Below are 19,153 nucleotides of genomic sequence, written 5' to 3'. Positions count from 1 at the left end.
CCGCGCCCCGCGCCCCGCGCCCCGCGCCCCGCGCCCCGCGCCCCGCGCCCCGCGCCCCGCGCCCCGCGCCCCGCGCCAAGATCGTGCTCGATCCAGGCTGTAGTGGCCTCACCGACGGACCGATACCACTCGATCCTGGAACGAGCACGATCTTGAACGCCCGACCGGGGGCCACGGGCGGCGGGGCGGGAGCGGGAACGCGGATGGGGGCAGGGGCCGGGCGAGCGCGACGTTGCTGGCACCGCGCCACACGCCGCTCCATGGCCACGATCCGCGCAACTTCGGTGAAGTTGCTGCCTCAGCGCGCCGCGAGGCAGCAACTTCACCGAAAGTGCGCGGATCTTGACCGGGGAAGGTCGGCCGGGGCGGCCAGCCCGAGGCGGCGGGCGGGCGCGGGAGGGCGCGAGAGCCGACGGCGGGCGGGCGCGGGCGGGCGGGCGCGGGAGCCGACGACCGGCGGGCGCGGGCGGGCGCGGGGGCCGACGACCGGCGGGCGCGGGCGGGCGCGGGGGCCGACGACCGGCGGGCGCGGGCGGGCGCGGGGGCCGACGGCGGGCGGTGAGGGGTGAGGCGCGGTGGGCGCGATGCGAGTGGGGCCACACAGCTTTGGTGCGGAGTATGTGTCGCGGGCCCATGTGCCGGGGAGCACACAGCTCGTAACTTCTTGCGCCATGACGGCAGAACCCGTGGCGGTCCCCCACGTCGTACAGGTCGACCTCGCCGGTCGGACCGCCCTGGTCACCGGGGGCGGTAGCGGCATCGGGCGGGCGTGTGCCCTGCGACTGGGCGCGGCCGGCGCCAAGGTGCTCGTGGTGGACCGCAACCTGGAGGCGGCCAAGGCGGTGGCCGCGGAGGCCGGCGGCCGGGCCGAGGGCGTCGACCTGTCCGACGCCGCAGCGGTGGACCGCCTCGACGTGGACGTGGACATCGTGGTGAACAACGCCGGGCTTCAGCACGTCGCGCCGGTTCAGGACTTCCCCGTCGAGCGCTTCGAGTACATCCAGCGGGTGATGGTGGAGGCGCCGTTTCTGTTGATCCGCCGGGCGCTGCCACACATGTACGCCCGGGGGTGGGGGCGGATCGTCAACATCTCCTCGGTGCACGGGTTGCGGGCCTCGCCGTACAAGGCGGCCTACGTCTCGGCGAAGCACGCCCTGGAAGGGCTGTCGAAGGTGGTCGCCCTGGAGGGCGCCGCGCACGGGGTCACCGCCAACTGCATCAACCCGGCGTACGTGCGCACCGCCCTGGTGGAGAGCCAGATCGCCGACCAGGCGGCCAGCCACGGGATCGGCGAGGACGAGGTGATCGAGAAGATCATGCTGGCCCGGGCGGCGATCAAACGGCTGATCGAACCGGAGGAGGTCGCCGAGTTGCTGGCGTACCTCTGTTCGCCGCCGGCGGCGTTCATCACCGGCGCGTCGATCGCCCTCGACGGGGGCTGGACGGCCAACTAGTGGGCCTGAGCACAATGTCGACCATGTCATCGCCGGTGGAGTTCCTGGAACTGCTCGCCCGTGAGGCCGCGGCGGTCGAGTTCGAGGGACCACTGGTGGCCGCGCGGGCCGCCGGGCTGCCACCCGACCGGCTGGCCGAGCTGGAGCAGGCCAAGTCGGTGGCGTTGCGGGTCCGCGCGCTGTTGGAGCGTCGGCGCCGCCGCGAGACCGAGCTGTCCGGCCTGTACGACACGGTCAGCGACCTGGCCGGGCTTCGCGACCTGGACGACGTGCTGCGGGCGATCGTGCACCGTGCCCGCAACCTGCTCGGCGCGGACGTGGCGTACATGACGTTGGACGACGACGAGCGCGGCGACACGTACATGCGGGTGACCGACGGGTCGGTCTCGGCCCGTTTCCAGCGGCTGCGCCTGCCGATGGGCGCCGGCCTCGGCGGCTTGGTGGCCCAGTCCGGTGCCCCGTACGTGACCGCCAACTACGGCGAGGACGCGCGCTTCCATCACACCGGGGAGATCGACGCCGGGGTCGGTGAGGAGGGTCTGGTGGCGATCCTCGGGGTGCCGCTGCGGCTCGGCTCCACCTCGATCGGTGTGCTCTACGCGGCCAACCGTTCGGCCCGACCGTTCGTCCGGGAGGAGGTGGCGTTGCTGGTCTCGCTCGCCGCGCACGCCGCGGTGGCGATCGACACCGCCCGGCTGCTGACCGAGACCCGCTCGGCGCTGGCTGAGTTGTCGGCTGCGAACACCACCATCCGGGCGCACAGCAGCTCGGTGGAGCGGGCTGCGGCGGCACACGACCGGATGACCGCGCTGGTGTTGCGCGGTGGCGGTGTGGAGGACGTGGCCGCCGCGGTGACCGAGGTGCTGGGCGGTGCGCTGCTGGCGCTGGACGCGGAGGGTCGCCTGCTGGCCCGGGTCGGTGAGATCGACGAGCCCGATCGGGCGGACATCGTCGAGGCGGTGGCCGCGTCCCGGACCGAGGGGCGCAGCGTGCGCCGCAGCCCACTCTGGTACGCGGCGGTGGTGGCGGGTGCCGAGAACCTGGGTGCCCTGGTGCTGCGCCCGGACGACGAGTTGGTCGACGCCGACCAGCGGATCCTGGAGCGGGCCGCGCTGGTGACCGCGCTGCTGCTGTTGTTCCGCCGGACGGTCGCAGAGGCGGAGGGGCGGGTCCGCGGCGAGCTGCTGGACGACTTGATCGCCCGCCCGCTGCGGGACACCGACGCGCTGCGCAGCCGGGCCCGGCGGCTCGGGGTGGACCTGGACGCGCCGCACGTGTTGGTGGCGGTGGGCGACGATGCGATCGCCGCGACCGGCTCGGCTCGGCAGCGGGTGCTCTCCTGGGCCACCACGTACGCCTCGGCACGTGGTGGGCTGGCCGCGGCGCGCGACGGTCGGGTGGTGCTGATGCTGCCGGGGCTGGACGCCGGTGGCAGTGCCCGTGCGGTGGCCCGGGACCTGTCCCGGGTCACCGGCCGACCGGTGACCGCCGGGGCGAGCGGTCCGTCGAACGGGCCGACGGCGCTGGCCGGGACGTTCCACGAGGCGGACCGGTGCCTGACGGCGCTGGGCGCGCTGGGCCGTGCCGGTCAGGGCGCGAGCACGGCGGAGTTGGGCTTCGTCGGGCTGCTGTTGGGCACGGTCGGTGACCGGGGTGAGAAGGACGTGACGCAGTTTCTCAGCGCCACCGTCGGGCCGGTGGTCGACTACGACGCGCGGCGGGGCACGGCTCTGGTGAAGACGTTGGAGGCGTACTTCGGGGTGGGTGGCAGTCTGGCCCGGGCGGCCGAGCAGTTGCACGTGCACGTCAATACGGTGACCCAACGCCTGGAGCGGGTCGGGCAGCTGCTCGGCGCCGACTGGCAGCGGCCCGAGCGGGCGTTGGAGGTGCAGCTCGCGCTGCGCCTGCACCGACTGCGCGCCCCGGCCGGCTGACCGACGTCGGTCAGCACGGTTGGCCATCGTCGGCGTCAGCGGACGCGGATGCCCTCCAGCACGGCGTCGACGACCTGGACGGGCAGGGTCCGCTCGTCCAGCTCCGGGTTCCACTGGAGCACCCGCTGGATCAGCATCGGCCCGGTGAGCAGCGCCATCGTCACCTCCACGTCGATGTCGGGCCGGAGCAGCCCTTCGTCGATGCCGCGTCGCAGCACGTCGCGCATCAACTGCCGCCGGGGCGCGATGATGTTCTGGTAGAGCTGGAACTGGTCGGGGCTGCGGTTCACCGCGGGCACCAGGCAGGGCATGATCTTCGCCGCTCGCGGGTCGATGTTCTTGCCGATCGCTCCGACAAGCAGCACCAGGTCGTCGCGGACCGAGTGGCCGGCCGGCTGCGCCATGATGCCCTTGAGTCGGCGCAGGGCGTCCAGCAGCAGCGCGTTCTTGCCGGTCCAGCGGCGGTAGATGGTGGCCTTGCCGACCCCGGCGCGGGCGGCGATCGCCTCGATCGAGAGTGCCTCGACGGTGCTGCCCTCGGCGAGCAGGTCGAGGGTGGCCTCGATGATCGCCTCATCGGCGCGGATGCTCCGCGGTCGCCCGGGCGACCGCGGAGCATCAGCAGTGGACGTCATGTCCGACATTGTGCGCGAACCTATGCCGTGCCGGCCAACTCGGGCTCGGCGACCGCCGCCGGTGCGGTGGCGACCGTCTCCCGACCCGGCATCCAGCGCAGCACCACGATGATCCCGAGCGCGGCGATCACCGCGGAGAGCGCGGCCGCCCAGTGCATGGCGGTGACGAAGGCGTCGTTGGCTGCCGAGATCAGCGCCGGCGCCGCCGGGCCGAGCTGGCCCGCCGCCGCGTACGCGCCGGAGATCGACTCGTTGGCCGCGTCGTGGGCCTGCGCGGGCAGGCCGGTCAACGCGTCGCCGATGTCGCTGCGGTAGACCGCGGAGAGCACCGAGCCGAGGATCGCCACGCCGAGCGCGCCGGCCACCTGACGGACGGTGTTGCTGATCGCGGAGCCCACGCCTGCCTTCTCCCGGGGCAGCGCCGACATGATCGACTCAGTGGCCGGGGGCATGATGTTGGCCATTCCGGCGCCCTGGATGAGGAAGACGAGCAGCACGATCCAGATCGGGGTGGAGGCGCCGATGAAGACGAACGCGGCGAGTGACACCGCGGTCAGCGCCAACCCGACGGTGGCGACGGCCCGGCCACCGTAGCGGCGGACCATCGTGGCGCTGCGCGGCGCGAAGATCAGCTGGGCGCCGGCGAAGGGCAGGAAGAGCAGGCCGGTCTGCAGCGGGCTGTAGCCACGCACCAGTTGCAGGTAGAACGAGCCGAAGAACATCGAGCCCATCGCGGCGAAGAACACCAGGCCGACGATGGCGACCGGCGCGGCGAAGTGGGGCACCTTGAAGAGCCGGACGTCCAGCGACGGGTGGTCGCTGGTGCGCTCGTGCTGCACGAACCAGGCCAGCACCGCGATGCCGACCAGGATCGAACCCCAGGCCAGTGGGCGGTCGAAGCCGTGCTCGCCGCCGTCGATGATGCCGTAGGACAGTGCGACCAGGCCGACCACGGAGAGCAGGACGCCGAGCACGTCGACGCGGCCCGGCCGCGGGTCACGCGACTCGGGGACCATCAGTGCGACCAGGACCACGCCCGCGATGACCACCGGCACGTTGATCAGGAAGACCGAGCCCCACCAGAAGTGCTCCAGCAGCGCGCCACCGAGGATCGGGCCGACCGCCACAGCGAGGCCGACCGCGCCGGCCCAGACGCCGATCGCCCGGCCGCGCTCACGCGGGTCGAAGACGTTCGAGATGATCGACAGCGTGACCGGCATGATGGCCGCGCCGCCGACGCCCATCAGGGCTCGGGCCGCGATCAGCTGGCCAGGGCTCTGGGAGTACGCGGAGAGCAGCGACGCCAGGCCGAACAGCGCCAGCCCGACCATCAGGAAGCGCTTACGGCCGACGCGGTCGCCGAGCACCCCGAAGGTGAACAGCAGCCCGGCGAAGACCAGCGTGTAGGAGTTGATGGCCCATTCCAGCTGGCCCTGGCTGGCACCGAGGCCGTGCGCCGGGTCGGCCAGGGTGCGCAGGGCGACGTTGAGAATCGTGTTGTCGAGGACGACCACGAGGAGGCTGATCACCAGCACCCCGAGGATCGCCCACCTCCTCGGGTGGCCCGTGTTGTTGTGCAGCTCCATGCCTGGTTTTCCCCCCACGCTTTCACCCGCCACGCAATACGATACGGGTCAGACTCGTAACGTGGAACAGCGTACGGGCTGGATTAACGATACGGGACCGATCCGTATCGTATGTGGCGGGCATCACGCTCCGGCGCGACGGCCAGGCAGGCGGCGACGGCGTCGGGCAGCGTGCCGAGGTGGCCCGCCTGCGCGGTGACCGGCTCGCGTGTGCAGACGCCGCTCCCCTGGGCTGCCGACTTGACCAGGCCCTCTAGGTTGATGATCCACACAGCCCAGCGAAAGGCCCCCACCCCATGCCCGTCGGCTTCACCATGGCGATCGTCTTCGCCGTCGCCCTGGCGGTCTGCGCCGTCCTGGCTCTCGTCGCCCCCAGGAGCGCGATGAAGAGGACGGCCGCCCTCGCGGCGCTCGGTCTCCTCGCCCTCACCCTGGTGGTTGGCATCGCCTCCAGCGCCCACTCGGTGCCCATCCGCTCGGTCGGCATCGTGACCAGCTTCGGCAAGCCCACCGGCGAGGTGACCGGTTCGGGCCTGAAGTGGGTGGCGCCCTGGAAGAAGGTCGGCGAGTGGGACGCGGGTCGGCAGAAGTACGACCACATCGGCGGCAACAACTGCGTACGGGTCCGCACCGGCACGCTCGCCGACGCCTGCGTCGAGGTGCTCATCGAGTGGCAGGTCAAGCCGGAGAACGCGCCGAAGCAGTTCATGGACTACAAGGGTGACTTCAACAGCTTCCGGGGCCAGCGGGTGGGCGTGCAGCTCGACAGCGCGGTCAACGACGCCTTCGCCGCGTACAACCCGCTGGAGAAGATCGACGCCCAGACCGGTGACCTCAACGTCGACCTGAAGCCGTTCGCGTCGAGCATCAAGACCAGCGCGGAGACCCGGCTCACCAGCGACGTGGACATCCTCTCGGTGACCATCACCCGGGTGAACCACGACGACAAGACCGAGGGCAACATCAAGGCGTTCCAGGACAAGCTGGCCCAGACCCGCAACCTGGAGCAGGACCGCAAGAACGCCGAGATCTCCAAGCAGATCACCGAGACCAACGCGAAGGTCGACAAGGTGACCCGTTGTCTGGAGATCGCGGAGAAGAACGGCGCCAACCCGGGTCTCTGCATCAACCCGGGCATCGTCACCGGCAAGTGACCTGACGCCGGCCCACCCGTGGCGGGTGGGCCGGCGTCACCTGAGGCGAGGCGTCTCGCACCGGGGTGCACAGCGCTTGGCGGCAGCCCGTCCCGGCAGCGTTAGGATCCTGCGCGTGACGCGCCACGTGCTGCTCGACTGTGACCCAGGCATCGACGACATGGTGGCCATCCTGACGGCGGTGGCCAGCCCGGAGGTGGAACTGGTCGGGGTCACCACCGTCGGTGGCAACGTGGGAATCGACACCACCACCCGCAACGCACTGGACGTGTTGGCGCTGTCCGGCCGGGCCGACATCCCGGTGGCCCGCGGCGCGAATCGACCGTATCTGCGCTCGCTGAACGACCGCGCCGAGTCGGTGCACGGAGACACGGGGTTGGGCGGCATCACGCTGCCGACCTCCGGCGCCGATCCGGTCGAGGCGACCGCGTTGGAGTTGATCGTCGAGACGGTACGGGCCTCCACCGAGCCGGTGACGCTGGTGGCGACCGGGCCGCTGACCAACGTGGCGCACCTGTTCGCGGTACACCCCGAGGTGGCGTCCCGGTTGGCCCGCCTGGTGGTGATGGGCGGCTCCATCGGAGCCGGCAACCGAACACCGGCCGCCGAGTTCAACATCTGGGCCGACCCGGAGGCCGCCTACCGGGTGCTGACCGAGCCGGGGCTGCCCCGGCCGGTGCCGACCACGCTTATCGGGCTGGACGTCACGTACCGCACCGCCTACGGTCCGGACGACCTGCGCCGACTGCGCTCGGCGGGCGCTGTCGCCGCTCTGTGCGCGGACGCGCTGGAGTTCTACCTCTCGGCGTATCGGCGGGACCACGGAATGGACGTGATACCGCTGCACGACCCGCTGGCGATGGCGGAGGCGATCCGGCCCGGTCTGGTCACCGCCCAGCCGGCGTACGTCGAGGTGGACACCACCACGGGACCGAGCCGCGGCAACACTCTCGTGGACCTGCGCGGCCTGGTGGGTCATACGACCGTCGAGGTGGCGGTCGATGTCGACGTGCCGTCCGCGTTGGAGTTCATTACGAGTCGGCTGGCGTCGCTCACAATTCCCTGATCTGAACGGCAGGCTCACGGACGTGGCGTGACCAACGCATTCGACACGCCCACATCCCGCCAGACGTTGCTCCCGATCCTGGCCGCGTTCCGCCTGAGTGACGGCCGGTACGTCCCCCAACTCTGGGCCACGGACGGCACCGACGTGCAGAGCATCCCGGTCACCCTTGACATCCGGGTGCGCTGCTGAGAGCAGCCAACGACGGACGGCCGCGCCCTTGCCCATGGGTGGGGGCGTCAGCCGTTCTCCTTTACGTACACCCCGGCACCGGGCAGCGACTCCGTAAGCCCTTGCATCTTCAAGATCAGGAACACACGGTCAGCAACGAAACTTGAGACTTCGTACTGCTCGCACAGCCCGGCCCGACTTGGCAGGCGCGAGCCCGGCGGAAACTCCCCGGACTTGATCCTGTTGGTCAGATCTTCGGCAACGCGCTGGTAGGCGTACTGCGGCGGCACTGGTGGTTCCCCTATCGGTCGGTCGGCACCTCCCACTCAATCACCCATGGCGAGTGCTTGACTAGCAATGGATAGCCATGGCAGGTTTCCTATAGCGCCCCTATCGATCGGCAACTGACGGGGTGCACGGATAGCGGTCCGGCCACTTGATCAGGGATCGGTGGTCGGACCTGCCCCTTCCTGGAGGTGGAGCCGTGGCCATGGACGACGGACCCGTGACGCCAGCACTTGTCATCTGGACTGCACAACGTGTGATCGCTCAGCATCACGAGCCACCGAGCGAGCACCGGACCACAGGCCGCTGCGTGCAGTGCCGGGACGGCCGGTGCGAGATGCTGACCTGGGCGCGGGACACGCTCAAGGCGCACCGCAGGTGATCGATTGGGAGTTACCCCGGTCGGTGTGGGTGCCGATGCCGGCCCGGCAGACCATCGCGCAGCACCGGGTGCACGGATCGTGCCAGCGCTGCCGGCCAGACGGGTGCACGGAGCTGCGGTGGGCGCGCGAAGCGCCAAGGGCTGCCGTCACAGGCGGCGGTTAGCCTCACCGTCATGGCGAGCGCAGGGCTGGATGAGTTGATCGTCGCGGACACTGGAGGGCTGCACGCGTGGTTGTCGGCCAACCACGCCACATCGCCCGGCGTCTGGCTCGCCCTGACCAAGAAGGGCGGCACCGTCACAACGCTGACCTGGCAGGAGGCGGTCGACGAGGCGCTGTGCTTCGGCTGGATCGACGGGCAGGCTCGTAAACGGGATCAGGAGACCTCCTGGATCCGCTTCACCCCTCGCAGGCCCCGCAGTTCCTGGTCACAACGCAACGTCACGCACGTGGCCCGGCTGGAGGAGCAGGGGCGGATGCTGCCCCCCGGCCGTGCCGCGGTGGAAGCCGCGAAGGCGGACGGGCGGTGGTCGGCCGCCTACGCCCCACCGTCGGAAGCGGAGGTCCCGGCCGACCTCCTCGCAGCCATCGCCGCCGACCCCGCCGCTCAGGCCATGTTCGACGTCCTCACCAAGACCAACCGGTTCGCCCTCATCCACCGCCTCAACGCCGTCAAACGGGCGCAGACCCGCGAGCGAAAGATCGTCGAGTTCGTCGCCATGCTGGCCCGCCAGGAGACGATCCACCCGCAGAAGGCCGCTCCTGCGAACTGATCACAATCGACAGGTGGGTGAACCGTCGGCTCAGTCGAGGGTGACCACCCAACGAGCGCCCTCGCCCCGCGCCAGCCGGTCGAACGCCGTGGGAGCCTCGTCCAGCGAGATCGTGCCGCTGACCAGCACGCGCAGGTCCAGTGCGCCCTCGGCGAGTTCGGCGGCCAACACCGGCACCTCCCGGTCCGGGTCGGACGAGCCGTACACCGAGGAGCGCAACGTGCGGGCGGAGTGGAAGATGTCCAGTGCGCCGAGGCTGACCATGTCGTCCTTGGCACCCATGCCGACCACGGTCACCGCTCCCCCGCGCCTGGTGAGCCGCCAGGCAGCGCGGATGGTGGCGGCGCGGCCAACGCACTCGAAGGCGTGGTCGACACCGCGACTCTCGGTGCGCGCCCGTACCTCCTTGGAGAGCCGGTCGTCGGAGAGCAGGAAGTCGGTCGCCCCGGCGGCGAGCGCCAGGTCCCGCTTGGCCTCGGCGACGTCGATGGCCAGGATCGTCGTGGCGCCGGCCCGGCGGGCCGCGCTGAGCACGGCGAGCCCGACCCCACCGAGCCCGACGACGGCCACGGACTCGCCGGGCGCTACCCGGGCGGTGTTGCGGACCGCGCCGACGCCGGTGAGCACCGCGCAGCCGAGCAGTGCGGCCTGCTCGGGCGGCAGCCCGGCGGGGATCGGGATGACCGCACGCTCGGGCACCACCACCGCCTCGGCGAGCGCGCCGAGGCCGAGGGTCAGGTGCAGCGGAACCCCGTCGTCGGTTTCGCCGCGCGGCACGGTCGGGGCCGTGGTGTCGGCGCAGAGCCACGGCTCGCCGCGCCGGCACCACCAGCAGGCCCGGCAGGCCGGCGCCCAGTTGAGCACCACCGGGGTGCCGACCGCCAGCCGGCTGCCCGGCCCGACCTCGGCCACTACTCCGGTCGCCTCGTGCCCGAGCACCAGCGGGAACCTCGCGGCGAGGGTGCCGTTGACCATCGACAGGTCGGAGTGGCAGACGCCGGCCGCCGTGATCGTCACCCGCACTTCGCCGGGGCCGGGCGCGGGCAGGCGTACCTGCTCGACTCGCAGCTCAGCGCCGGAGGAGCGCGCGACGAGCGCGCGGACGATGACCGGCGTGCCCGCCGGCTCGGGGCCGCCGCGCGACGCGGTCGGGGACAGCTCGGGGGCGCTCATCGCTGGATCGCCTTCAGCTCGCTGAACTCGGCGAGCCCGTGCACGCCCAACTCCCGGCCCAGGCCGGACTGCTTGTAACCGCCGAACGGGGCGAGCGGGTTGAACGGTGCGCCGTTGATGTCGACCGCGCCGGTGCGTAGCCGCCGGGCCACCGCGAGTGCCGCGTCGGTGTCGGCGGACCAGACCGCGCCGGCCAGCCCGTACTTCGAGTTGTTGGCGATGGCGACCGCCTCGTCGGTGTCGTCGAACGGGAGGACGGCGAGCACCGGGCCGAAGACCTCCTCCTGGGCAAGCGCGCTGTCAGGGTGCACATCGGCGAAGACGGTCGGGGCGACGAAGTGCCCCCGGGTCGGCACCGGGGCGTCCGGGCCGCCGGCGACCAGCCGGGCACCGTCGGCCAGTGCCCGGTCGATGTGGCCGCGCACCCGTTCGGCCTGGGCGGCGGAGATCAGCGGGCCGAGTCGGGTGGCCGGGTCGAACGGGTCGCCGAGCCGGTACCCGGCCACCGCCGTGGCGATCAGGTCGAGTGCCTCGTCGTACCGGTCGCGGTGCACCAGCATCCGGGTCCACGCCGTGCAGGTCTGGCCGGAGTTGAGCAGCGCGTTGCCGACGCCAACCTTGACCGCGGTGGCCAGGTCAGCGTCGGGGAGGATCACGTTTGCGGACTTGCCGCCCAGTTCCAGCGCGACCCGGGCGATCCGGTCGGCGGCGAGCCGCATGATCCGGGCGCCGGTGGCGGTGGAGCCGGTGAACGAGACCAGGTCGACGTCGGGGTGCCCGGCGAGGGCCTCGCCCACCACCGGCCCGGTGCCGGGGACCAGGTTGAGCACGCCCGGTGGTAACCCGGCCTCGGTGACCGCGTCGAAGAGCAGGTACGCGGTCAACGGGGTCAACTCGCTGGGTTTGAGCACCACCGTGCAGCCGGCGGCCAGAGCAGGCGCCAGCTTCGCCACCACCTGGTGCAGCGGATAGTTCCACGGAGTGATCGCACCGACCACGCCGAGCGGTTCACGCACGACGAGGGAGTTGGCGATGCTCTCCTCGACGGGTGCCCGGGCGGCGAGCGCGACGTGGTCGCGCAGCACGGTCAACGGCAGCCCGACCTGCACCCGGGTGGCGAACTTGAGCGGCGAGCCCAGCTCTGTGGCGATGGTGCGGGCGAGGTCGTCGGCGCGTGCGGCGAGCGCGGTGTGCAGGCGGTCGAGGTGGGCCGAGCGCTCGGCGGGAGCAGTGGCCGACCAGCCGGGGAACGCGGCGCGTGCCGCGGCCACGGCGCGGTCCACATCGGCCGGGGTGCCGGCCGGCACCTGCCCGATCAGCTCGCCGGTGCTCGGATTTTCCACGTCGATCAGATCGGCGTCGGCGGGAGACGTCCACTCACCGCCGAGGTGCAGGTGGCGCCGGAGGCGCAGGGCGTCGGACAGCTGCGACGGCGGGGCGGCGAGGTCCATGTCGTCCCTTCGGGGGTGGGCGATGCGCGATGGCGACGGGGTCGCGATGGGCGATGGCGACGGGGTCGCGATGGACGATGAAACTAGCGCTGGGAGTTTGGACGCTACCCGTTGGGCCGGGCGGACTCCACCGTGGCGACGGTGCGGGTGTATTCGGCGGCCAGGCCGTGCAGCAGGGCGTCCAGGCCGAGGGCGAAGGCGCCCTCGTCCACGCTCTGCTGGTGCTCGGCGAGCCGGTGCGCCTGACGCAGGTGCGGGTAGTGCGCCGCGTACAGCTCGGGGTCCTCGACGAAACCGCGGGCGAACGAGCCGAGCGCCGACCCGGCCACGAAATAGCGCAGCGCGGCGCCGATGTGGGTGGCCCGTGCGGGCGGCCAGCCGGCGCGTACCAGCCCGCCGTAGACCGCGTCGGCCATGGCCAGCGCGGCCGGTCGCCGGCCCGGCCCCTGGGCCAGGTACGGCACGATGTTCGGGTGCACGGTGAGCGCCCGCCGGTACGACCAGGCCCAGTCGCGCAGCGCGGCGGCCCAGTCCCGGCTGGCGAAGCCGCCGGTGTCGACGGCGGCGGTGACCGTGTCGGCGACCGCGTCGAGGATCTCGTCCTTCGTGGCGAAGTGGTTGTAGAGCGACGGCCCGCGGACGCCCAACTCGGCGGCGAGCCGGCGGGTGGAGAAGGCGGGCAGGCCTTCGGCGTCGATGAGCGCGGTGGCGGTCTCGACGATCAGCTGCCGGGTGAGCCGGGGCTGGCGGGGTCGGGGCACTGCGCTCCTCGCGGGTCTCGGCCGTCAGGTCTGGACGCGGCAAAACTTGCACCGCTAGTTTAAGGGTGACCGGCAGCGCCGACGCCAGGAGGACCACCGTGGACTTTTCACTGACCGACGAGGAGCGGGCGGTGCGGGACACCGTCCGATCGTTCATCCGCCGCGAGGTGATGCCCCTGGAAGCGGAGGTGCTCCGCCGGGAGCGGGCGCACCAGCCGGGCCTCGACCACTCCGAGGTGCGCGAGTTGCAGCTCAAGGCGCGCAAGTTCGGCTTCTGGGGCCTGGCCACCCCGGAAGAATACGGAGGGATGGATCTGCCGGCGGTGCTCCAGTCGCTGATCTGGACCGAGCTTGGCCACACGTTCGTGCCGTTCCGCTTCGGCGGTGAAGCGGACAACATCCTGTTCCACGCCACCGAGGAGCAGAAGCGGGAGTTCCTCATCCCCACCATCGAGGGCGAGCGGCGCTCCTGCTTCGCCATCACGGAGCCGGGCGCCGGGTCGGACGCGGCGAACATCCGGCTGTCCGCCCGCCGCGACGGCGACGACTGGGTCCTCGACGGCGAGAAGACCTTCATCACCGGCGGCCACGACGCCGACTTCGCCATCGTGGTCGCGGTCACCGACCGGGAGAAGGGTGCCCGCAACGGTGGGGCCACCGCGTTCCTGGTGGACCGGGCGATGGGCTGGCGCTCGGAGTTCATCCAGACCATGGGCGAGGGCGGGCCCGCGTCGCTCATCTTCGACGGCGTACGCGTGCCGCACCGCAACATCCTCGGCGAGATCGGGCAGGGCTTCACGCTGGGCATGGAGTGGATCGGCAAGGGCCGCTACACCATCCCGTCGCACGCCATCGGCATCGCCGAGCGGGTGCTGCAGATGGCGATCGACTACGCCAACACCCGGGAAACCTTCGGCGCGAAGATCGGCACCAACCAGGCCATCCAGTGGATGATCGCCGACTCGGAGACGGAGCTGGAGGCGGCCCGCTGGCTGGTGCTGCGCTCGGCATGGACGGTGGACCAGGGCCTGGACCCTCGGCATGCCTCGTCGATGGGCAAGCTCTACGGCGCCGGGATGGTCAACCGGGTGGTCGACCGGGTGCTCCAGATCCACGGCGGTATGGGCTACACCCGTGAGCTGCCCATCGAACGCTGGTACCGGCAGGTCCGGCTCTACCGGATCTTCGAGGGCACCGACGAGATGCAGCGACTGATCATCTCCCGCGATCTGCTGCGCGGATACACGAAGATCGGCGGTCACCTGGCCTGAGCGGGGTCACCCCGTCAACGCCGTGAGGGCGGCATCCACATCGGCCTCGGTGGAGTAGATGTGGAAGGAGGCGCGGACCCGTCCGGCGCGCACGGCCGCCCGGATGCCGGCTGCGGCCAGCCGCTCCTGCGCGTCCGGCACGTCCACGCTGACGATGGCGCTGTCCCCTGGTGGCCGGCCCAGCCCGGTCAGGAGCCGGTTGGCCAGCGCCACGTCGTGCGCCCGGATCGCCGGGACGCCAAGCTCGGCGACCAACTCCAGGGCGGGCGCCGCGCCGACCCAGCTGAACCAGGCCGGTGAGATGTCGAACCGGCGGGCGTCGTCGGCCAGCCGCAGCGGCGGGCCGTAGTAGGAGCCGTGCGGGTCGCCGCCCGCGTACCAGCCGGCGGCGTCCGGGCGCAGCCGGTCGCGCAACGCCGGGGCCAGGTAGGCGTACGCGGTGCCGCGCGGATTCATCAGCCACTTGTAGCCACCGACGGCCACCACGTCGGCCTGGCTCCCGTCGAACGGCAGCCACCCGCACGCCTGGGTCGCGTCCACCACCACCAACGCGCCGTGCGCGCGGGCCGCGGCCACGATCTCGTCGTACGCCATGACGGCCCCGTCGGCCGACTGCACCAGGCTGAAAGCGACCATGTCGGTGTCGGCGTCGATCGCGTCGACCAGGGCGTCCAGCGGCACCGTACGGACCTTGACGCCACGATCCTCCTGGACCAGCCAGGGGAACAGGTTCGAGGTGAACTCGACCTCGGGGACCACCACCGTCGCCCCGGCCGGCAGCGCCGCCGCGACCGGCGCGAGGATCTGCGACACGGCCGCACCGACCGCCACGTCACCAGCCGGCACTTTGATCAGGGCCGCGAACGCGGCTCGGGACCGCTGCACCGACTCGCCCCAACCCTCCCACGACGTGCTGCCGACCCGCCACGCGGTGAGGGCCTCCTGCAACGCCGTCCACGCCGGCTCGGGCGGCAACCCGTAGGAGGCGGTGTTCAACCAGCCGGGCTCCGGCTGCCACAGCTTCTGTGCCTGCTCGATCTCCATGTCGTCGACGGTAGGCGGGACGGCGTCGAACGGGCACAGCCAATCGGCGACCGGCGGCCTGTCAGATCCGTGCGAAGTCCTGACCGAGCAACGCCCGCAGCCTGGTCAGTGCGCGGGCGGTGACATCGGCGAGAGGCCGGGCAAGTCATTACGAGTGCTATGACTCACAGGTATAAATATGACACTGAGGTATATCGCTCGTCGGCCTCTTGCCTACACAGCGGGCCGAGGCCGCCAACGCGCTGACCTGGGTCACGTCCGACCGGGAAGCGATCTGGGAGGACCTCAGCGCGGGCGCCGCCGGGCCTCTCCTGCGGCGGGAGGACTGCCGTCGTTCGGACTGACCGCTTGCGCAGGAGCGTGCGGGTGGATGCGGGCGAGGCTGTCCGCGAGGCCGGCGAGCCACCCGTCGACCTCCACGAGGTGCCGGACCGACCGCGAGTCCCCCTCGCTGAGCAGCGGACGGATCCGGTCCAGTTCGCCGGCGCAGCCGGTCGGGACGGGCACCGGGGCCGAGGCCTGGCCGTGCGCCACCTCGCCAGCGAGGTCGTCGTACGCCGATCGCAGTTGCCCGGCGGAGTCCCGCAGCAGCGAGGTCACCGCGGGCCAACCGGCGAGGCAGCCGGGCGGGTTGCGTCGCAGCAGCGACTCGGCGCCGGGCACCACGTGGTGCCCGGCACTGAGGACGGCGTCCCAGTTCATCTGCTGGGTGTGCGGGCCGTGCCGCTCCGCGTGGTACTGGCAGTACGACGAGTCGAGCAGGACCATCCGCTGCCGGACCCGGTCCAGTGCACGGTCAGGTGGCTGAGCGCCTCCGAGCACCGCCCGGATGGTCTGCTCGACCGCGTCCGCGCTGGCCGCCAGATAGTGGGTGGCGTTGAGCCGCAGGTCGCGGCTCGCGCCACGCGGCCACATCGCCACGCCGGCGAGCACGCCGATCACCACGCCGAGCAGTACGTCGACGAGACGGGCCTCGGCGAGCCGCCACCCTTCGGCGTTGAGCTGGGCGAAGACGCCCGTCAGCAGCAGCGTGAACAGCGCCTGCTGCCACACCGGACCGAGCAGACGACCAATACCGAAGGCCAGCATCAGGGTGATCGGCAGTACGACGGCGTAGATGATCGGCTGGTCGACGACGAGCATCAGTCCGCCGCTGACGACGGCACCGGCGATCGTGCCCAGCACGGCCGGCCGCAGCGCGGTGCGGGTGTCGGCGGCCGAGGTCCGCAGCACCGTGAGGGTGGCCAGCAGCACCCAGAAGCCGTGGGTCAGCTGCAACACCCCGGCGGCGACCCGGGCGATGGCGAGCGCCACGGACAGCCGCACCGAGCTGTGCAGGTGCGCTGAGCGGGGCGCCAGGTGGGAGCGGAACTGCCACCCGTACAGCGTCCACGGGCTGTGCCGCGCGAACTCGAAGAGCCCTGAGTAGGCGTCCGCGCCGTCGAGCCGCGACCCGGTGGCCACCCGGACACCGACGGCGAAGATCCGCGTCTGGTCGGCGAGGGCCAGCGCCGTCGCGTCCCGACACAACCGGGGTACGTCCGGCGTCTCGTGCCCGTCGCCCTCTCCTTCGGGGTACGCCACCTCGGCTCGCCCGATCGCGGCGTCCAGGTCGCCAAGGTCCACCGTTGGGGCGCCCGGTGACAAGGTCCGGCCGGCGGCGCGGGTCGTGTCCGCGCACGAGCGCAGCAGACGCGCCGCCGCCAGGTCCGGGATCGGCTCCGGCGGGGTGTCCGCCGCCAGCCGGTCCGCCTCGGCGAGCACCTCCCGTAACGCGGTCGCGCAGATTCGTAGCGCCCGGTCCTGAGCGCCCGCCGCGCTCGGGGCCCACTCCGGAGGGTTGCGGCCCAGCTCGATGGCGGCCACCACGTCGTACGCCCGTTTGCGCCGCCTGTCCCGGCCACCCGGGCCGGTCTGCGGGTCGGTCAACCCGCCGGCGGTGGCGTCGAGGAACGCCGCGACGCCGTCCGCCGCGTCGGCGAGGCGCTGCCGGTAGGAGACCGGCACCGGGTCGGGCCAGAGGAGCACCTCGGCTGCGGCGAGCAGCACGATGCCGAACGTGACCCCGCCGAGTCGCTCCAGCAGGGTGCCCGGCTGGTACGGCGGGAAGGACGCCAGGATGTAGAAGAGCTGGAACGCGCTCGCCAGCCCCACCAGGCGTGGGTTGCCAACCCCGGCGAACGCCACGACGAAACCGATGACAAGCATGCCGCTGGCGGCCACCCACGTGCTCCACGCCAGCAGGGTGCCCGCGGCGATCAGCGCCCAGACCACCGGCAGGGACGTGACGAGGATCCGCGCCCGCTGCGACGCCGGGCCGGGCAGCTGCGCGAACGCCCCGGCGGCGATCGTGCCGAACAGGCCGTAGGTGGCGAGCACCGAACTGCCCGCGCCGTAACGGCAGCCGTAGAAGACGACGGACGCGACGAGCGTCAGCCGTGCCGCTCGCCGCAGGATGGCATCCCCCGGGTCACGGCGGCGGAGCCGGCCAAGGAGGCTGGTTCCGAGCACGCCTGCTCCCCCTGCTTCGTCGCAGCACCCCTCCCCGACCCATCATTGTCCGCCGCCTCCCCGGTGCCGTCGGGTATCGCGCCGAATCACCGCCGCGAGGTCCCGAACAGGCCGAGCCGGAGGGCCCGCAGCAGGGTGCCGGGGCGACTCAGGGTCGCCGGGTGGTCGAGCATGGTGGTGACCCGACCCAGTCGGGCGTTGAGCACCGGATCGGTCAGCGACGCCCGGAAGAGCAGGTCGCCGAACCACTTGGTGACCTTGTACCCGGGTGGGTACGGCCCGTCGACGTGCGGAAGCTCGATGTCAGCGGTGGTGGAGATCTGCCACGCGGCGTCGACGACCACACGGACCTGGTCGAAGTACGCCCGCGCTGGCTCGTCGTGCGGCTGCGGGCCCGACCGCAGGTACGCCGACAGGCAGGAAGCGTGCAGTGTCGCGGAGGTCATGCCCTGGCCGTACACGGGGTTGAAGGACGCGACCGCGTCGCCGGCGGCAACCAACCCGGCGGGCAGGCGGTCGAGCTTGTGGAAGTCACGGCGTCGGCTGTCCGCCTGGTGGTAGGTGACCACCCCGCCCAGCATCTCCCCGCGCTCGGCGATGTCGCCGAACATCTGCGGGTAGTGCTCCCGGCAGCGGGCGGTGAAGTCGGCGACGTCGCGGCTGGGCCGGTCCTCGTCGTAGCCGGCCACCAGCATGATCCAGCGGTCCCCCTCGACCGAGTTGATCCCACCGATCCGGGCGGTACGCCCCTTGCCCGCCATGGTGTGGAAGACCGCCACCCAGGCGTCGCTGACCTTCTCGTCGCGCTTGTACAGCGCCGTCGCGTAGTTCAGCTTGATCGGCATCCGTTGCATCGGCGGGCGGGGCCACCCGTGCTCGGCCAGCCAGTCGCTGAGCCGGCTGGACCGCCCCATCGCGTCGACCACCAGGTCTGCCGGTTCGACGATCGGCTCGGTGCCACCCTCGGGCACGTACCGGGCGGCGGTGACACGCCGCTCGTCGAAGAGCAGACCCTCGGCCCGGCCGTACACCAAACGGATGTTGTCGACGGCCAGGGTCCGCCGCCGGACCAGCGCTTCCAGGAACGGACGCGTGGTGATCAGCGCCGGGCCGGTGTCGGTCGCCGCCGGCGGCAGCCCCAGCACGCCGTTGACGAAGACCTTCGCCGTGCCCTGGTCGCTCGGCGGCGGAGGGGCACCGTGCGCGAGCGCCTCGTCGGCGATGCCGGGAAACCAGCGTTCCAGCTGGACCTGACCGGCGGGCAGCAGCGCGTGCACCTGGCTGCCCTGGGGCACACCCGGCCGGGGCCCGGCATCGACATCGGACGGGTCCCGTTCGATGATCAGCACTTCCTCGGCGTGGTCACTCAACACCCGAGCAGCCACCAGCCCGGCCATGCTGCCACCGAGCACCACCGCACGTCGCATGAGCACTGGTGTCTCGACCGGTGGTTCGGCCGTCGTTATCTCCGCGAAGAGCCGGGCAGGAGAGGGGGACATGCGAT

The 19,153-nt window shown here is 71.9% G+C and carries 16 protein-coding genes; 7 read left to right on the top strand and 9 right to left on the bottom strand.

All coding sequences use genetic code 11. The features are described 5' to 3' along the window. The first annotated feature begins 671 nt into the window (after positions 1-671). Together ACLQ28_RS24250 and ACLQ28_RS24245 are read left to right on the top strand one after the other, a co-directional pair. Positions 672-1,454, top strand: a complete 783-nt coding sequence (locus ACLQ28_RS24250; protein ID WP_425688561.1) for a 3-hydroxybutyrate dehydrogenase — start codon at positions 672-674, stop codon at positions 1,452-1,454. Positions 1,455-1,468: 14 nt separating this feature from the next. Continuing rightward, the gene (locus ACLQ28_RS24245; RefSeq protein WP_425688560.1) at positions 1,469-3,388 is read left to right on the top strand and encodes a helix-turn-helix domain-containing protein; all 1,920 of its coding nucleotides are present in this window, start codon (positions 1,469-1,471) and stop codon (positions 3,386-3,388) included. Positions 3,389-3,423: 35 nt separating this feature from the next. On the opposite strand, the gene ACLQ28_RS24240 is transcribed toward ACLQ28_RS24245, so the two are convergent. After that, on the bottom strand, positions 3,424-4,032 hold the full coding sequence (locus ACLQ28_RS24240) for a TetR/AcrR family transcriptional regulator (protein ID WP_425688559.1): 609 nt from the start codon (positions 4,030-4,032) through the stop codon (positions 3,424-3,426). An 11-nt stretch (positions 4,033-4,043) separates the two neighbouring features. Next, complete coding sequence (locus ACLQ28_RS24235; protein ID WP_425688571.1) at positions 4,044-5,609, bottom strand: MFS transporter; 1,566 nt, start codon at positions 5,607-5,609, stop codon at positions 4,044-4,046. Between the two features lie 296 nt (positions 5,610-5,905). On the opposite strand from ACLQ28_RS24235, the gene ACLQ28_RS24230 reads away from it, so the two are divergent. The 3 genes from ACLQ28_RS24230 (at position 5,906) to ACLQ28_RS24220 (ending at position 8,018) form a co-directional block, all read left to right on the top strand. Next, entirely contained in the window at positions 5,906-6,763 is an 858-nt protein-coding gene (locus ACLQ28_RS24230; protein ID WP_425688558.1) for an SPFH domain-containing protein, read from the top strand. Between the two features lie 115 nt (positions 6,764-6,878). Then, positions 6,879-7,829, top strand: coding sequence for a nucleoside hydrolase (locus ACLQ28_RS24225; RefSeq protein WP_425688557.1), 951 nt, complete (start codon positions 6,879-6,881; stop codon positions 7,827-7,829). 27 nt (positions 7,830-7,856) lie between these two features. Continuing rightward, the gene (locus ACLQ28_RS24220) at positions 7,857-8,018 is read left to right on the top strand and encodes a DUF5980 family protein (protein WP_425688556.1); all 162 of its coding nucleotides are present in this window, start codon (positions 7,857-7,859) and stop codon (positions 8,016-8,018) included. A gap of 47 nt (positions 8,019-8,065) precedes the next feature. Here ACLQ28_RS24220 and ACLQ28_RS24215 read toward each other — a convergent pair whose 3' ends face one another. After that, a complete protein-coding gene (locus ACLQ28_RS24215; protein ID WP_425688555.1) occupies positions 8,066-8,287 on the bottom strand; it encodes a winged helix-turn-helix domain-containing protein in 222 nt (73 codons plus the stop codon). A gap of 551 nt (positions 8,288-8,838) precedes the next feature. Between ACLQ28_RS24215 and ACLQ28_RS24210 the strand changes: the two genes are divergently transcribed. Further along, positions 8,839-9,438 (top strand): YdeI/OmpD-associated family protein, encoded by a 600-nt coding sequence (locus tag ACLQ28_RS24210; RefSeq protein ID WP_425688554.1) that lies wholly within the window; start codon positions 8,839-8,841, stop codon positions 9,436-9,438. A 30-nt stretch (positions 9,439-9,468) separates the two neighbouring features. Here the strand turns inward: ACLQ28_RS24210 and ACLQ28_RS24205 are convergent, their stop codons facing one another. The 3 genes from ACLQ28_RS24205 to ACLQ28_RS24195 form a co-directional block, all read right to left on the bottom strand. Further along, positions 9,469-10,611, bottom strand: a complete 1,143-nt coding sequence (locus ACLQ28_RS24205; RefSeq protein ID WP_425688553.1) for an alcohol dehydrogenase catalytic domain-containing protein — start codon at positions 10,609-10,611, stop codon at positions 9,469-9,471. After that, positions 10,608-12,062, bottom strand: coding sequence for an aldehyde dehydrogenase family protein (locus tag ACLQ28_RS24200; protein WP_425688552.1), 1,455 nt, complete (start codon positions 12,060-12,062; stop codon positions 10,608-10,610). The genes ACLQ28_RS24205 and ACLQ28_RS24200 overlap by 4 nt, the downstream gene beginning before the upstream one ends. Positions 12,063-12,166: 104 nt before the next feature. Continuing rightward, positions 12,167-12,823, bottom strand: coding sequence for a TetR/AcrR family transcriptional regulator C-terminal domain-containing protein (locus ACLQ28_RS24195; protein WP_425688551.1), 657 nt, complete (start codon positions 12,821-12,823; stop codon positions 12,167-12,169). A gap of 98 nt (positions 12,824-12,921) precedes the next feature. Here ACLQ28_RS24195 and ACLQ28_RS24190 point away from each other — a divergent pair, with 98 nt between their 5' ends. Then, positions 12,922-14,094, top strand: coding sequence for an acyl-CoA dehydrogenase family protein (locus ACLQ28_RS24190; protein WP_425688550.1), 1,173 nt, complete (start codon positions 12,922-12,924; stop codon positions 14,092-14,094). Positions 14,095-14,100: 6 nt separating this feature from the next. On the opposite strand, the gene ACLQ28_RS24185 is transcribed toward ACLQ28_RS24190, so the two are convergent. From ACLQ28_RS24185 to ACLQ28_RS24175, 3 genes are all read right to left on the bottom strand, one after another. Next, positions 14,101-15,138 carry an aminotransferase class V-fold PLP-dependent enzyme gene (locus ACLQ28_RS24185; RefSeq protein WP_425688549.1) on the bottom strand — a complete coding sequence of 346 codons (1,038 nt, stop codon included), beginning with the start codon at positions 15,136-15,138 and terminating at the stop codon, positions 14,101-14,103. A gap of 285 nt (positions 15,139-15,423) precedes the next feature. After that, positions 15,424-17,649 (bottom strand): FUSC family protein, encoded by a 2,226-nt coding sequence (locus ACLQ28_RS24180; RefSeq protein WP_425688548.1) that lies wholly within the window; start codon positions 17,647-17,649, stop codon positions 15,424-15,426. Between the two features lie 86 nt (positions 17,650-17,735). Continuing rightward, the gene (locus tag ACLQ28_RS24175; protein ID WP_425688547.1) at positions 17,736-19,148 is read right to left on the bottom strand and encodes an FAD-dependent oxidoreductase; all 1,413 of its coding nucleotides are present in this window, start codon (positions 19,146-19,148) and stop codon (positions 17,736-17,738) included. Positions 19,149-19,153: the final 5 nt, after the last annotated feature.

Source organism: Micromonospora sp. DT201 (genome assembly GCF_049841575.1).
GTDB lineage: Bacteria > Actinomycetota > Actinomycetes > Mycobacteriales > Micromonosporaceae > Micromonospora.
This window is presented reverse-complemented; position numbering and strand designations above follow the sequence as displayed.